The organism is Gordonia sp. YC-XJ4 (genome assembly GCF_059511865.1).
This window is the reverse complement of the sequence record NZ_CM183447.1, coordinates 3,086,419-3,100,272: the sequence shown is the minus strand read 5'-3', so window position 1 is coordinate 3,100,272 and position 13,854 is coordinate 3,086,419. Positions and strand designations below refer to the sequence as shown.

Below are 13,854 nucleotides of genomic sequence, written 5' to 3'. Positions count from 1 at the left end.
TGGGTGATCCGGGCTGTGATCACGGTCGTGACCCGGGGTGTGAGGAGGCTGCGCATTCTGCGCACAGACCCCAGTAGATGACCTCGGCCTCGTCGAGGAGGAAACCGTTGTCGTCGGAGGCGGTCAGGCACGGGCGTTCGCCGACCGCGCAGTCCACATCGGCGATGGCCCCGCAGCCGCGGCACACCGTGTGGTGGTGGTTGTCGCCCACCCGCGCCTCATACCGGGCCAGGTGGCCCGACGGTTGCAGACGGCGGACGAGTCCGACATCGGTGAGTGCCGCGAGGATGTCGTACACCGCCTGCCGAGAGACGTCCGGCAGGTCCGCGCGGGCGGCCTGGAAGATCGACTCGGTGTCGGCGTGGGGGTGCGCATGGACGGCCTCGAGCACCGCCACCCGCGGACGGGTGACGCGGAGTTCCACGGAGCGCAACATGCCCGCGAAGTCCGACGATGAGGTCACGACGCACAGTATGCACGCTTTTCTGGAATGATTCAGAACTTTCGCAAAATGAGACGCGCACAAGGCTGTTGGCGCTGGTCACGGGCCGAAATCGGGCGGGATGGTGACGACAGGCCCACTCTCGTGGCCCCATCGGTCATGAGAGAGTGGAGCCGTGGACGTCGACGAAAACGGGCTGGGCGCGGGTGCCGACACGCTCCTCGACCCGATCGCGCGCACCGTGCTCTCGGAGTCGGTGGCGTGGCGTTCGTCGTGGCATCCCGACGGTTCGCGCCACATCGTCGACGGGGCCTTCGAGTTCTACGTGGACGGCGCCGACGCCACCCTGCTGCGGTTCCACGGCCCCGACGGCGATCCGCGACGGATACTCGACGACGCGCTGCGAACCGTCTCCGTCCACGGCGCGTCCGGTTTGCGAATCACGGTGGGATTGGGCACTTTTGCCGATCTCGACGACGACGAGGTAGCGCGCCGCGGCGGAACCCTCGTCGCTGTGGTCGATGTCGTCGCACGCGCGGTGGACGCGTCGGTGCCGGACTCCATACCGGTGCCGACCGACATCGCGGTGCGTCGCGTGCGGACGGCCGAGGACCTCGCGCTGTTCGCCTCGATCTCCGAGCGTGCCTGGGGTTTCGCGCCACCGGTGCTCGCCGACCCCGACTTCGACGTCGCGGATCCCACGACGCGCCTGTTCGTCGCCGAAGGTAATTCCAGCGCAACCTGTTCTGTGCCGGGAAAACCCGTGGGTGATCACGTCGGCGCCGGTGGATACGAATTGGCGGGGTCGACCGCACGATTCTGGGGTGCGGCGATCCTGCCGGCATATCGTGGCCGTGGGGCCTACCGGGCGCTGGTGGCCGCACGCCTTCGTGACGCGCTGGGGTGCGGAGCGCGACTTGCACTCGTGCACGCCGAGCAGACCTCGTCGCCGATACTCCAACGGATCGGGTTCGCGCGTTATGCGCAGCGACGACTGACCTGGTTTCCGGTGCCCGGCCAGGGGAATCGGGTACAGGGGGAGCAGAGATGACACCGTCCGAGTCCGGGTTGGACTTCGACGAGGTCGCCGACGAACTGTACGGACTACCTCCCGGTGACTTCACCGGTCGGCGCAATGCGCTCGCTCGCCAGGCGCGCGGCGCGGGAGACCGCGATCTCGCCACGGCGATCGCGGCGCTGCGTCGTCCCACCCAGTCGGCGTGGTTGCTCAACCAGTGGATCCGCCGCCACCCCGACGGTGCCGACGAGATCACCGAACTCGCTGCGGCACTTCGGGATGCGTAGCGTCGTGTCGATGCCGCCCGGATGCGTGACCTGTCCGCACGTCGACAGGAGGTGATCGCCGACGTGGCGGGCCGGGTCGCGCACCTCGCCGCCGATCTGGGCGTGACCGTGTCCGGCGCCACCGACCGCGAGATCGTGGCCACGCTGCGAGCTGTCGTGGCCGACGAGTCCACCGCAACCCTCCTGCATCGTGGCCGCATGGTGGCCGCCGCCGAATACACCGGATTCGGGCCCGCCGGGATCGTGGCGGTTCCGGCGACCACGACCGCCGAAGAGGCACAACGCGGTACCGGCGACGGCCGGGCCGGACATGGTGAGGCCGAACGGTCCGTGGCTCGCGAGCACACCCGCGCAGAGCTACGACGAGCGCGCGAAACCGCGACGAGCGCTCAGCGTGGCGCCACCGAAGCGCAGACGGCGGCAGCGGCTGCCCGCGATGCTGCCGAGGCGCTCTCCGCCGACGCCGATCGGTTGCGCACAGAACTCGCCCGGGTGGAGCAGGAATGGGGTTTCGCGCGCCGTCGCGTGACGGCCGCCGAGCATGAATATGCCTCCGCGGCAAAGGAATCGGCTGCGGCATCCGCACGCGTGGCGGCACTGGAGCAGGAGTTGGCCGAGCTCGACGATCCGCGGTGAGGCGAGGTCGGCTCGACTCAACTCACTCGGCGGGTCTCATGGCCTCGTTGAGCACTTCACACTGACGGTCGAAGAAGCTCTCCGACACCGCGGCCCGTGGTGCGAACATGTCGAACGCATGAAAACCGCCGGGGACGGTGTCCACGGTGACGGGTACACCCGCGTCCTTCAGGCGTTCGGCGTAGGCAAGGTCCTCGGCGAAGAACAGATCACGGGTGCCCACCCCGATCCACGCCGGCGGCAATCCGGTCAGATCGGCGCGGCGCGCCGGCACGGCGATCGAGCGGTCGGCGCCGCCGAGATACGACGCCCAGCCAAGCCGGTTCGACGACGGGCTCCACACGCGATAGTCCTTCGGATCGCCGGTCCCCGCCGTCGTCCGATCGTCGAGCATCGGATAAACCAACAACTGGAACACCGGAGTGATGCTGCCGGAGTCTCGACCGGCCATGTCCCGGCACCGCAACGCCAATGCCGCGGTCAGCCCGCCGCCGGCGCTGGCGCCGCCGATGAGAATCTTTTCGGGGTCCACATCATCCTGTGCGGCAAGCCAATCGAGGCCGCGATGACAATCCTGGACCGGAACCGGGTAGGGGTGCGCGGGTGCCAAACGGTAGTCGACGGCAGCGATGGGGATTCCGAGCCGGTCGGCGAACTTCCGACACAGTGCGTCGTCCTCGGCCGCCGTACCGATGACATAGCCACCGCCATGAATCCACAACAGCGCGTGACCGGTACCGCGCGGGTTGTTCGGGCGATGAAGCCGCACGCTCACCCCGTCGCCGAGGTGGGCCACCTCGACATCGTCGGGCACATGACGCGACAGCGCTCCCGAGAGCACCTGCAGCGGGCGCATCGTCAGCGAGGTCACGACCGTGCGGGGCAGCAGCCGCGCCGCCAGGGCGAGGTCGGGGTGGAAGCCATCGGTGTCGACGTCGTCGTCGGGGCGGGTGTCGTGGGGGATCGGTGTGGGCACCGTGCCAGTATCACCCGCCCTTCTGCGGATGGTAGCCGTTCGGAGGCACCAACCCGCTCAGCGCGGCGCGTACCGGGGATCGACGATCCGGTGGCGGACCGCCTCGCGCAGCCACTCGGGGAACTCGGAGAGCAACTGCTCGTACAGGTCGGCGTCACTCATCGCGTCGACGTCGTCGATGGCGAAGAATCCGGCGTTGTCGACCACTCGGCCCGCCAGGGTGTCCAGTTCGGTGAGGATGCCGAATCGGTTGCGCCCCAACCCGATGAACTGCCAGAACACCGGCCGCGCCGATGCGGTGTGGATCAGCGTGCGGATCGCGGGCACCTTGGAGTGGAATCCGCCGTCGGTGAAGAACAGGACCAACACCGGTTCGCCACCCGCGGCGTCGTCGAGGATCGCATTCATGATCGGGAGTTCCTCGTTGACCCCGCCGATCTGCCGGTCGTAATCGATCTCCGGGCCCAGCGGCGCACCGTGGCGTCCGGTGAGATGAATATAGGTGTCCATCCAGATCTCGGTATCGGCGACGGTGACGTCGGGGAGCTTCGCGTAACCGGAGCCGTACAGGTACGCCTCGAGGTTGCCGTCGGAATCGAGCTGTGTCGCGACCGGGATCATCCGCTCGACGACCCGATGCACGGTCTGCTTCTTGTACAGCTTGCGCATCGACATGGTCTTGTCGATGACCAGCACGACCCGCGCGGTGGCACCCGCGGCCCCCTTGGTGAGCAGCACCCGATGGACCTGCTCCTTGCGGAGGTTGAGTTTCTGACGTTTCTCCAGCGAGAGCTTCTCCTCGCCCTTGACCATCCGGATGCCGGGTGCGGGAGCCGGAGCAGTGGGAGTGGGAGACGCGGGTACCGGGGTCAGGGGTGTCGGGGCGTCGGGTGTCGAGGTCTGAGATGGCGGGGCGTCGTCGACGATCACCCCGTGCTCGCGCACCAGCGCCGCGAAACCGGCGTCCCATCCGGCTGATTCGCTGCGGACCTTCCACTGGGCATTGCGTCGATAGATCTCCACCAGCACCGCTGCACGTTCGGAACGCAGCCCCTGCGCCGGCGCGACGATGGTGTCGGCTCCGGCGGTGAGCGTGGTCTCGATGGTCGACCCGCCCAGCGTGGCGGGCGCGTCGACGGAAACGCCGATCGCGATGCGCTCGACGTCATCGGCGACTCGGGTCAGATCGATGTCGAGCGTGGCCGGGCCGGTCAGCGTCACCTCGGCGCCGGGACTGCGGGGATTGTTGTAGAAGACGAAGTCGGCGTCGTTGCGGACGCGGCGGTCGGAGCCGAGGACAAACGCCACCACATCGAGCGCCGATCCACCGGCGGTTGCACCGACCGCCACCGTGAGCCGATCAGACGCCAGCGGGGTGTTCTCGCCGCGTCCGAGTATGCGTGGGGTCATGCCTGGTCCTCCCAAGATGTCGACCGAGTGTCTGGGCTGTCTGGTCACGATGACCCTACGTGGACCGCTCGCTGTGATCCCCGGATGTCGATCGGTCGATGGAATACCGCCGTGGCGGTCCATGGTTGGCACAGCCATGACCACCGAGACCGCTCCCGAAGCCTTCGATCCGCGCACTCTCATCGCAGAGAGTTCGATCGGGATCCTCGCGACCATCAAGGCCAACGGTATTCCCCAACTCTCGCCCGTCACCGTGGTCTACGACGGTGACGCCGACCGCATCTACGTGTCGATGACCGAGGGGCGTGCCAAGACCGCCAATCTGCGACGGGATCCCCGCGCCGCCATCGAGTTCACCAGTGCCGACGGGTACACGTGGGCCACCGCCGAGGGCACCGCCACCCTCACCGGGCCGGGCACCGACCCGGACGGACCGGAGGTCGACGCCCTCGTCGAGTACTACCGGCGCGGGGCGGGGGAACATCCGGATTGGGCGGAGTACCGCGAGGTGATGGTGACCGATCGGCGGGTGCTGATGGAGTTGGCCATCACCCGGGTGTACGGGGCCAAGTTACGCTGACCCGCCGCCGGTGTCGGCCGGCCACGCGCGACGCGAGAGCAGGCGTAGACCGTTGAGCGCCACCAGAATCGTCGATCCCTCGTGGCCGGCAACACCCAGCGGCAGGGGCAGGGTTCCGACGATGTCCCATGTGACGAGGACCGCGATGGTGGTTGCGAGTGCCGGTATCTCGTTGCGGTGCCATCGATTCGGGTTGTCGAGCTCAATGACGGCGGTAACCGTGGGCGTGCCGGTCGAACAGCGCTCAGCTCGGGCATGTCGCCGCACTCCTCGATGAGGCCGTCCATCACATCGAGCGTTTGCATTCCGGTGACCGCGGATCGCGCGATCTCGCATAACGCCGCGGCGCTTGTGATGGAACCCTGGTTGTGATGGAGCCCTGGTTGTGATGGAACCCTGGTTGTGATGGAACACCGTCAGGTCCCGCTGTATCTCCTCGCGTTGATCGTCGGGGGAGTGATCGGCGTCGGTGCGCCCGGCCTCGCTCCCGTGCTCACCCACCTGGTCACCCCTGCGCTGGCGGCCCTGCTCTACGTCACCTTTCTGCAGGTGCCTGCGAGTGGGGTGATCACGGCGCTGCGTGATCTCCGATTTCTCGGTGCGGTGCTCGTCGTCAATTTCGTTGCCGTCCCGCTCGTCGTCGGTGCGATGTATCCGTTCCTGCCGGGCAACGAGGCGATCCGCATCGGGATGCTGCTCGTGCTCCTGTGTCCGTGCATCGATTACGTCATCGTCTTCACCGGCCTGGCGGACGGCGACCGACGCAGACTCCTGGTGTCGACGCCCCTGCTGCTCATCGTGCAGATGGTGACGCTGCCACTGTTCTTGATGACATTCCTGGGTGCCGACCTCGCGGCGGTGGTCGACGTAGAGCCGTTCCTCGAGGCGTTTGTCGTGTTGATCGTGATACCGCTCGGGCTCGCCTGGGCGACGCAATGGTGGTCGTCGGGGCATTCTCGGCCGGGACATTCTCGGGGGCAGCGCTTTTCGACGGCGGTGTCGACGACGATGGTTCCGTTGATGATGCTCGTGCTCGCCGTGGTCGTCGCCTCGCAGATCCCGACGGTCGGCGACGCCGCGGGCTCGGTGCTCGCCGCGGTTCCGTTCTACGTGGCCTTTCTCATCGTGATGCCGTGGATCGGGCTCATCATCGCCCGGTGGGCGCGCCTCGACGTTCCGGCCGGCCGGGCGGTGATGTTCAGCGGTGTGACACGCAACTCGCTCGTGGTCCTGCCGTTGGCGTTGGCCCTACCCGTGGGGTTCGAGGCGGCCGCGGTCGTCGTGGTCACCCAGACGCTCGTCGAGGTCATCGGAATGGTGGTCTGCGTGCGGGTGGTGCCGCGTCTCCTGCCGGTGCAGCGGTGAGTCCGTGCCGTGGGCAGGCAATCTTCCTCAGGTCGGCGATCATGGTTCCTCGGCCGACTAGAGTCGCGGTCATGGTTTCGACGACGTGGGAGCTGTCCGCTGCCGACGGGACGGTGATGGTTCGTACCGACGTGACCGGCCCGGCAGCACGTACTGGACACCGACTGACGATCGAGATGACCGAATGGAGCGCGCAGGTGCGGTGGGCCGGTTCCGAGCCGGAATCGCTGACCGCGAGGATCGTCGTCGATTCATTGCAGGTCCGTTCCGGCGAAGGTGGACTCACGCCGATGTCCGGTCCGGAGCGTTCGGTGGCGAGGTCCAATGCCCTGAAATCGCTCAAGGCGGACAAGTTTCGTGAGATCGAATACGAATCCAGCTCGATCATCAAGTCCGACAACGGTTATCGCGTGGATGGTGCGGTGTGCATCCTCGGCCGCAGCCGTCCTCACCCGCTGGAGCTGACGGTCACCGACGCCTCGGGTCGGTGGCACATCACCACCGAGACACCGCTGGTTCAGACCGAGTTCGGAATCAAGCCGTACGCCCTGATGATGGGTGCGCTCAAGGTCGCCGACGAGGTGACGGTGACGGTCGAGGTGGACCACCCCGCGTGACCGACGATGGGAAGTGCGCGGGGCATCGACACGGTGCTTACCGACGGGTAAATCAATATCCGTTGTCGCAGTTACACGCTCGCGAATCCGCGGATCCGACGCCCGCGGATCGGTGTGATCTTCTCGGTGTGTCGGGTACGTACTCGCGCGTAGCGAAATCATTCGTAAGAATCGTCCCCGATCGGTTGTCGGCGCGTTCACAGCGCCCGCCGGATCCACCCCGCGCCATTCGGGTGGGGACGATCGTGGCCGCATCCGCGCCCCGCGCGCGGACAATCGTTGGGTATGACAAAAGATGAGGAGTCGGTGATGTTCACTCGCATTGCCATCGTGAACCGGGGTGAGTCGGCCGTCCGTCTCATTCACGCCGTTCGGGGCCTGTGCGCAGAAACAGGACAGTCGATAGAGGTCGTCGCACTGCACACCGATGTGGATCGCAACGCGACCTTCGTCCGTGAGGCCGACATCGCCTACGACCTCGGCCCGGCGGCCGAGCGCCCGTACCTGAACCTCAAGGTGCTCGAGCGCGCACTGCTCGAGACCGGCGCCGACGCGGCGTGGGTCGGCTGGGGGTTCGTGGCCGAGGACCCGTTGTTCGCCGAACTGTGCGACCGCATCGGCATCACCTTCATCGGCCCGTCGGCCGAGGCCATGCGCAAACTCGGCGACAAGATCGGCGCCAAGCTCATCGCCGAAGAGGTCGGTGTACCCGTCGCCCCGTGGAGTCGCGGTGCGGTCGACAGCGTCGAGGAGGCGGTCGCCGCGGCAGCCGACATCGGCTATCCGCTCATGCTCAAGGCGACCGCCGGCGGCGGTGGTCGCGGTATCCGCGTCATCACCAACGACGACGACCTGCGCGAGGCGTACGCCCGCACCCGCGACGAGGCCGCACGCGCCTTCGGCAGCGGTGTGGTCTTCCTCGAACGTCTGGTGACCGGCGCCCGTCACGTCGAGGTCCAGGTGATCGCCGACGGTCAGGGCACCGCATGGGCGCTCGGTGTGCGTGACTGCTCGGTGCAGCGCCGCAATCAGAAGATCATCGAGGAGTCCGCGTCGCCGGTCCTGTCGCCCGAGCAGGTCGCCGACCTCAAGGCCTCGGCCGAACGACTCGCCGTCGCCGTCGGCTACTGCGGTGCGGCGACCGTGGAATTCCTCTATCACCCCGGCGAGAAGCTGTTCGCCTTCCTCGAGGTCAACACCCGACTGCAGGTCGAGCACCCGATCACCGAGACCACCACCGGCTTCGATCTCGTCCGGGCGCAACTACACGTCGCCTCCGGCAACAAGCTGGAAGGCGAGCCGCCCGCCGAGCGCGGTCACGCGATCGAGGCGCGGCTCAACGCCGAGGATCCCGACCGCGACTTCGCGCCCGCGCCGGGTCGGATCGCGCGTCTCGAATTGCCCGCGGGCCCGGGCATCCGCGTCGACACCGGCGTCAGCGCCGGCGACACCATCCCCGCCGACTTCGACTCGACGATCGCCAAGATCATCGCCTACGGCCGCGACCGCGACGAGGCCCTCGGGCGACTGCGCCGCGCGATGACCGAGACCCGCGTCATCATCGAGGGCGGCGCCACCAACAAGAGCTTCGTCCTCGAACTGCTGAATCAGCCCGAGGTGATCGACGGTAGCGCCGACACCGGCTGGATCGACCGCGTCCGTGCCGAGGGCGGCCTCGTCGCCCATCGGCACTCGGCGATCGCGCTGGCAGCTGCCGCGATCGACGCCTACGAGGAAGAGGAACTCGTCGAGCGGCAGCGCCTGTTGTCGACGGCGTCGGGCGGTCGCCCGCAGGTGCAGCACGACAGTGGCCGACCGCTGGATCTGAAACTGCGCGGCGCGACCTACCGCGTGCGCGTGGCGCGGATCGGTGCGCACCGCTTCCGCGTCGGCATCGAATCCGGCGACCAGACCTACAGCGCCGACGTCGACCTGGAACGGTTCGACGAGCACGCCGCTCAATTGGTCATCAATCATGTTCGTTACCGCCTGATCACCGACACCCACGGCCCGGTCCACCTCGTCGACGTCGACGGCGTGACCCACCGCGTCAGCCGCGACGAGGGCGGCGTGGTGCGTTCGCCCGCTCCCGCGCTGGTCGTCGCGACTCCGCTGGAGGTCGGTGACGAGGTCGAGGCCGGCGCCCCGGTGCTGGTGCTCGAGAGCATGAAGATGGAGACGGTGCTGCGGGCGCCGGTCCGTTCACGACTCAAGGAGTGCGTGGTCTCCGTCGGCACCCAGGTCGAGACCGGCGCGGCGTTGATGCGCCTGGAACCCCTCGCCGACGACGATGACGCGGATGCGGCCGAGGAGGCCACCGAGGGCGTCGAACTCGAGTTGCCGTCGATGCCCACCGACATCGAGCCGCACGAACGCTCGACCCGCACCCTCGAAGACCTGCGCAGCCAACTACTCGGCTACGACGTCGATCCGCACGATCGGACGAGGCTGCTCGACGACTATCTGGCGGTCCGGCACGCGGTCATCGAGTCCGGTCGGCGGCCGTTGTCCGACGAACTCGAACTGATCACCGTGTTCGCCGATCTCGCCGAGCTGAGCCAGAATCGTCCTTCCGAGGACCAGATGGGCGTCGAGCACGTCCACAGCGCGCGGGAGAACTTCCACACCTACCTGCAGAGCCTCGACGTCGAACGCGACGGGCTCCCGCAGTCGTTCCACGATCAGCTGAGCCGGGCTCTCGCGCACTACGGGGTCACCGATCTCGACCGGACCCCCGAACTCGAGGCCGCGGTCTTCCGCGTGTTCCTGGCCCTGCAGAATCCGTCGGACTCGGTCACCTCGGTTTCGACCCTGCTGCGCGAGTGGCTCGGCGAGCCCACCCCGCGCGAGGAACTGCAGGACCGTGTCGGGGTTGCCCTCGACAAGCTCGTCTCCGCGACGCAGCTGCGGTTCCCGGCGATCGCCGACCTCGCCCGTGGCGTCGTCTACTCCTGGTACGGCCAGCCACTGCTGCGCCGTAACAGGGCCCGGGTGTATGGCGAGCTGCGCGAACACCTGCGCTACCTCGACGCCAATCCCGACGCCGCCGACCGTGACGAGCACATCGCCGACATGGTCCGCTCCACCGAGCCGCTGGTCCGTCTGCTCGGCCAGCGGATGGTGCGCGGGATCGCCGACAACACGGTCATGCTCGAGGTGTTGACCCGCCGCTACTACGGCAACAAGGGACTGCGCGACGTTCGTGTGCAGGAGTTCGGTGGTGCGAGCTTCGTCATCGCCGAGCGCAACGGCCTGAGCCTCGTCTCGGCCGCGGTCCGGTTCGACGAACTCGACACGGTGCTCGGTGGTCTCGCCGAGATGGCGCGCGGGGTGGCCTCGGTCGACGCCGACGTCTACCTCTCGTGGGAGGAGCAGCCCAGCGATTTCGACGCCATGGCCGATGCGTTGCACGAGCGCATCTCCGCGGCCTCGCTGCCGCAGCAGGTGCACCGGCTGACCATCGCGGTGGCCGGCAGCAACGAGGCGCTCATGCATCACCACTTCACGTTCCGGCCGTCGTCGACGGGCATGGCCGAGGAGCGTCTCATCCGCGGGCTGCACCCGTACATCGCCCAGCGGATGCAGATGGAGCGGCTGCGCAAGTTCGACCTCACGCGTCTGCCGTCGGCGGACGACGAAGAGGTCTACTTGTTCCACTGTGTGGCCAAGGAGAATCCGTCCGACGAGCGGCTCATCGCCTTCGCCCAGGTCCGCGATCTCACCGCGTTGCGCGAGACCGATGGCAAACTGCTGACGCTGCCCCGTGCCGAGAGCATCCTCTCGTCGTGCGTCGACTCGATCCGCCGTGCGCAACGCCGGTCCAACCTGACCTCGACCACCAACCGCATCGTCATGTACGTCTGGCCGCCGATCGACGGTGCCCGCGACAACCTGCAGACCATCGCCGACCACATCCGCGGCACCGCCGCCGGGGTGGGACTCGAAGAGGTCCTGCTGATCGCGCGTCAGCGTGATCGCGAGACCGGCGAGCTGACGAAGGTCGCCGTCCGGTTCGCGGTGAACGCGGCAGGCGGCTTCGACGTGATCGTCGGTGAGCCGTCCGACGAGCCGATCGAACCGGTCGACGCGTTCCGGCAGAAGGTGTTGCGCGCCGCGCGTCGCAACACCGTCTACCCCTACGAGCTGGTGGGATTGCTCGGGTCCTTCGACGAGTACGACCTCGACGACGAGCAACGACTGGTGCCGGTGGACCGGCCCAAGGGTCGCAACTCCGCGGCGATCGTCGCCGGCGTGATCACCACGCCCACCGACAAGTACCCGCAGGGCGTGACCCGGGTGGTGCTGCTCGGTGATCCGACGAAGTCGCTCGGTGCCCTCTCCGAACCGGAGTGCGCCCGGGTCATCGCGGCCCTCGACCTCGCCGAGTCGATGCAGGTGCCGCTCGAGTGGTACGCGTTGTCCTCGGGTGCCCGGATCTCGATGGACTCCGGTACCGAGAACATGGACTGGGTCGCTCGTGCGCTCAAGCGGGTTGTCGAGTTCACCCAGGCGGGCGGCGAGATCAACATCGTGGTCGCCGGTATCAACGTCGGTGCGCAGCCGTACTGGAATGCCGAGTCGACGATGCTGATGCACACCAAGGGCATCCTGGTGATGACCCCGGATTCGGCAATGGTGTTGACCGGCAAGCAGTCCCTGGACTTCTCCGGTGGCGTGTCGGCGGAGGACAACTTCGGTATCGGCGGTTACGACCGGGTGATGGGCCCCAACGGCCAGGCCCAGTACTGGGCGCCCAATCTCGTCTCGGCGCGCGATGTGCTGATGTCGCACTACGATCACACCTACATCGTTCCCGGCGAGCAGACGCCGCGGCGTGCCGAATCCTCAGATCCAGTCGCCCGCGACATCTCCGATTACCCACATGTGTTGTCCGGCAGCGACTTCACTACGGTCGGGCAGATCTTCTCGCCCGCGCACAACCCGGATCGCAAGAAGCCCTTCGACATTCGGACCGTGATGCGGGCCGTCGCCGACCAGGACCACGCCGTCCTCGAGCGGTGGGCGGGGATGGCCGACGCCGAGACCGCCGTGGTCTGCGACGTCCATCTCGGCGGAATCCCGGTGTGTCTGTTGGGTATCGAGTCCCGCGAGGTGCAGCGCCGCGGCTACAAGCCGACCGATGGGCCCGACACCTACACCGCAGGCACGTTGTTCCCGCAGTCGTCGAAGAAGGCGGCGCGGGCGATCAACGTGGCCAGCGGCAACCGTCCGCTGGTGGTGTTGGCCAACCTCTCCGGCTTCGACGGATCGCCGGAATCGATGCGCAAACTGCAGTTGGAGTACGGTGCCGAGATCGGTCGGGCGATCGTCAACTTCCGTGGACCGATCGTCTTCTGCGTCATCTCGCGCTACCACGGCGGCGCGTTCGTGGTGTTCTCGAAGGCGTTGAACCCCAACATGACCGTGCTCGCGATCGACGGGTCGTTCGCGTCGGTGCTCGGTGGTGCGCCCGCGGCCGCGGTCGTGTTCGCCGGTGAGGTAGGCAAGCGCACGGCCGCCGACCCGCGGGTTCGTGAGGTCGAGGCCCGCCTCGCGCAGGCCTCGGGTGCCGACCGTCCCGCGATCAACGCCGAGCTCGCCGACATCCGTCAGTCGGTGCGTGCGGAGAAGATCAGCGAGCTCGCGGCCGAGTTCGACTCGGTGCACAGTATCCGTCGTGCCGTCGAGGTCGGTTCGGTCGACGCGGTGATCGACGCCGCGGAACTGCGTCCGCGCATCATCGCCGCCATCGAGAGCAACCCCGTCTGGGCGGGTGCAGGAGACCGCATGGCGACCTTCTGAGCGCCCATCCCGTTCGAGGCCGCGGCCCCGCCCTCACCGATCACGGTGACGGCGGGGCCGTGTCGTCCGTTTCACTCGCCTTGGGTGATCTACGGGTGAGCTGTGGGTGTCTTGTCAGCACCCTGAATTCGACAATTGTTGTGGCAGCGTCGATGTGGATTGATCGTCCACATCGAGGAAGTCATGAAACGTTTACTGATCACCGTCGGATCCGTCGCTGCGCTCACCTGTCTGGCGGCAGGTACCGCCGCCGCCGTCACGCCTGCCGGGGTGGTGTCCCAGGCCGTCGACGTCGGCAACGGCGGCATCGCGATCGCCCGGGGGTCGACGATGCTGCACACCGATGATTTCGGCGAATACGGGTGCGAGGACTTCGTCGACGCCGCCTACGGACAAACCACCGCCCACGCCATCCCGCACAACGGGGCGATCGCCTTCTACGATCAGCTGGCCGCTCGCGGGCAGGGCCACAGCACGCTGCCCGCCCCACCCGGGGCTCTGGTCTTCTCCGAGGGTTCCGACGGCGGCCACGTCGACATCTCCATGGGCGACGGGCACTACCTCAGTGGCGGCGTGCAGGGATTCGCCCCCGGCTGGGGCGACGGCACCGACATCCAGATCCTGCCGAGCGCCAATCTCGGCTCCTGGCAGCTGGTGGGGTGGGCCTACGCCCCGTGGAGTGCGATCGGGGACTGACCCACGCGCTGCAAAGCAAGACGGT

11 protein-coding genes and 1 pseudogene are annotated in these 13,854 nt (G+C 67.6%); 8 read left to right on the top strand and 4 right to left on the bottom strand.

All coding sequences use genetic code 11. The features are described from left to right. Positions 1 to 19: 19 nt before the first annotated feature. The gene (locus AC5ZH6_RS13635; protein WP_014362220.1) at positions 20 to 463 is read right to left on the bottom strand and encodes a Fur family transcriptional regulator; all 444 of its coding nucleotides are present in this window, start codon (positions 461 to 463) and stop codon (positions 20 to 22) included. 154 nt (positions 464 to 617) lie between these two features. Here AC5ZH6_RS13635 and AC5ZH6_RS13630 point away from each other — a divergent pair, with 154 nt between their 5' ends. Genes AC5ZH6_RS13630 through AC5ZH6_RS13620 form a run of 3 tightly spaced genes read left to right on the top strand, consistent with a single transcriptional unit; the run spans position 618 to position 2,383 of the window. Continuing rightward, on the top strand, positions 618 to 1,493 hold the full coding sequence (locus AC5ZH6_RS13630; protein ID WP_006370056.1) for a GNAT family N-acetyltransferase: 876 nt from the start codon (positions 618 to 620) through the stop codon (positions 1,491 to 1,493). Continuing rightward, positions 1,490 to 1,747 (top strand): hypothetical protein, encoded by a 258-nt coding sequence (locus tag AC5ZH6_RS13625; protein ID WP_496167346.1) that lies wholly within the window; start codon positions 1,490 to 1,492, stop codon positions 1,745 to 1,747. The genes AC5ZH6_RS13630 and AC5ZH6_RS13625 overlap by 4 nt, the downstream gene beginning before the upstream one ends. A 21-nt stretch (positions 1,748 to 1,768) precedes the next feature. Beyond that, positions 1,769 to 2,383, top strand: coding sequence for a hypothetical protein (locus AC5ZH6_RS13620; RefSeq protein ID WP_496167344.1), 615 nt, complete (start codon positions 1,769 to 1,771; stop codon positions 2,381 to 2,383). 22 nt (positions 2,384 to 2,405) lie between these two features. On the opposite strand, the gene AC5ZH6_RS13615 is transcribed toward AC5ZH6_RS13620, so the two are convergent. Together AC5ZH6_RS13615 and AC5ZH6_RS13610 are read right to left on the bottom strand one after the other, a co-directional pair. Beyond that, the gene (locus AC5ZH6_RS13615) at positions 2,406 to 3,359 is read right to left on the bottom strand and encodes an alpha/beta hydrolase (RefSeq protein ID WP_006370058.1); all 954 of its coding nucleotides are present in this window, start codon (positions 3,357 to 3,359) and stop codon (positions 2,406 to 2,408) included. Between the two features lie 57 nt (positions 3,360 to 3,416). Then, positions 3,417 to 4,769, bottom strand: a complete 1,353-nt coding sequence (locus tag AC5ZH6_RS13610) for a VWA domain-containing protein (protein WP_006370059.1) — start codon at positions 4,767 to 4,769, stop codon at positions 3,417 to 3,419. Between the two features lie 136 nt (positions 4,770 to 4,905). On the opposite strand from AC5ZH6_RS13610, the gene AC5ZH6_RS13605 reads away from it, so the two are divergent. After that, positions 4,906 to 5,349, top strand: a complete 444-nt coding sequence (locus tag AC5ZH6_RS13605) for a PPOX class F420-dependent oxidoreductase (protein ID WP_014362225.1) — start codon at positions 4,906 to 4,908, stop codon at positions 5,347 to 5,349. On the opposite strand, the pseudogene AC5ZH6_RS13600 reads toward AC5ZH6_RS13605, so the two are convergent. Further along, positions 5,341 to 5,505: pseudogene (locus AC5ZH6_RS13600) on the bottom strand (cation-transporting ATPase); the annotation flags it as partial. The gene AC5ZH6_RS13605 and the pseudogene AC5ZH6_RS13600 sit on opposite strands and share 9 nt — an antisense overlap. A gap of 249 nt (positions 5,506 to 5,754) precedes the next feature. Here AC5ZH6_RS13600 and AC5ZH6_RS13595 point away from each other — a divergent pair. The 4 genes from AC5ZH6_RS13595 to AC5ZH6_RS13580 all read left to right on the top strand — a co-directional run bounded on the left by AC5ZH6_RS13595 (position 5,755) and on the right by AC5ZH6_RS13580 (position 13,829). Next, on the top strand, positions 5,755 to 6,714 hold the full coding sequence (locus AC5ZH6_RS13595; protein ID WP_035727934.1) for an arsenic resistance protein: 960 nt from the start codon (positions 5,755 to 5,757) through the stop codon (positions 6,712 to 6,714). A 71-nt stretch (positions 6,715 to 6,785) separates the two neighbouring features. Beyond that, positions 6,786 to 7,331 (top strand): YceI family protein, encoded by a 546-nt coding sequence (locus AC5ZH6_RS13590; RefSeq protein ID WP_006370063.1) that lies wholly within the window; start codon positions 6,786 to 6,788, stop codon positions 7,329 to 7,331. A gap of 309 nt (positions 7,332 to 7,640) precedes the next feature. Continuing rightward, positions 7,641 to 13,133 (top strand): ATP-binding protein, encoded by a 5,493-nt coding sequence (locus tag AC5ZH6_RS13585; RefSeq protein WP_496169160.1) that lies wholly within the window; start codon positions 7,641 to 7,643, stop codon positions 13,131 to 13,133. Between the two features lie 183 nt (positions 13,134 to 13,316). Continuing rightward, positions 13,317 to 13,829 (top strand): hypothetical protein, encoded by a 513-nt coding sequence (locus AC5ZH6_RS13580; RefSeq protein ID WP_496169159.1) that lies wholly within the window; start codon positions 13,317 to 13,319, stop codon positions 13,827 to 13,829. Positions 13,830 to 13,854: the final 25 nt, after the last annotated feature.

Bases quoted from the DNA above. Each gene is read 5' to 3' on its own strand.
- AC5ZH6_RS13590 (WP_006370063.1), top strand. From the start codon at position 6,786: ATGGTTTCGACGACGTGGGAGCTGTCCGCTGCCGACGGGACGGTGATG.
- AC5ZH6_RS13585 (WP_496169160.1), top strand. From the start codon at position 7,641: ATGTTCACTCGCATTGCCATCGTGAACCGGGGTGAGTCGGCCGTCCGT.
- AC5ZH6_RS13580 (WP_496169159.1), top strand. From the start codon at position 13,317: ATGAAACGTTTACTGATCACCGTCGGATCCGTCGCTGCGCTCACCTGT.
- AC5ZH6_RS13595 (WP_035727934.1), top strand. From the start codon at position 5,755: ATGGAACACCGTCAGGTCCCGCTGTATCTCCTCGCGTTGATCGTCGGG.
- AC5ZH6_RS13625 (WP_496167346.1), top strand. From the start codon at position 1,490: ATGACACCGTCCGAGTCCGGGTTGGACTTCGACGAGGTCGCCGACGAA.
- AC5ZH6_RS13605 (WP_014362225.1), top strand. From the start codon at position 4,906: ATGACCACCGAGACCGCTCCCGAAGCCTTCGATCCGCGCACTCTCATC.
- AC5ZH6_RS13610 (WP_006370059.1), bottom strand. From the start codon at position 4,769: ATGACCCCACGCATACTCGGACGCGGCGAGAACACCCCGCTGGCGTCT.
- AC5ZH6_RS13620 (WP_496167344.1), top strand. From the start codon at position 1,769: ATGCGTGACCTGTCCGCACGTCGACAGGAGGTGATCGCCGACGTGGCG.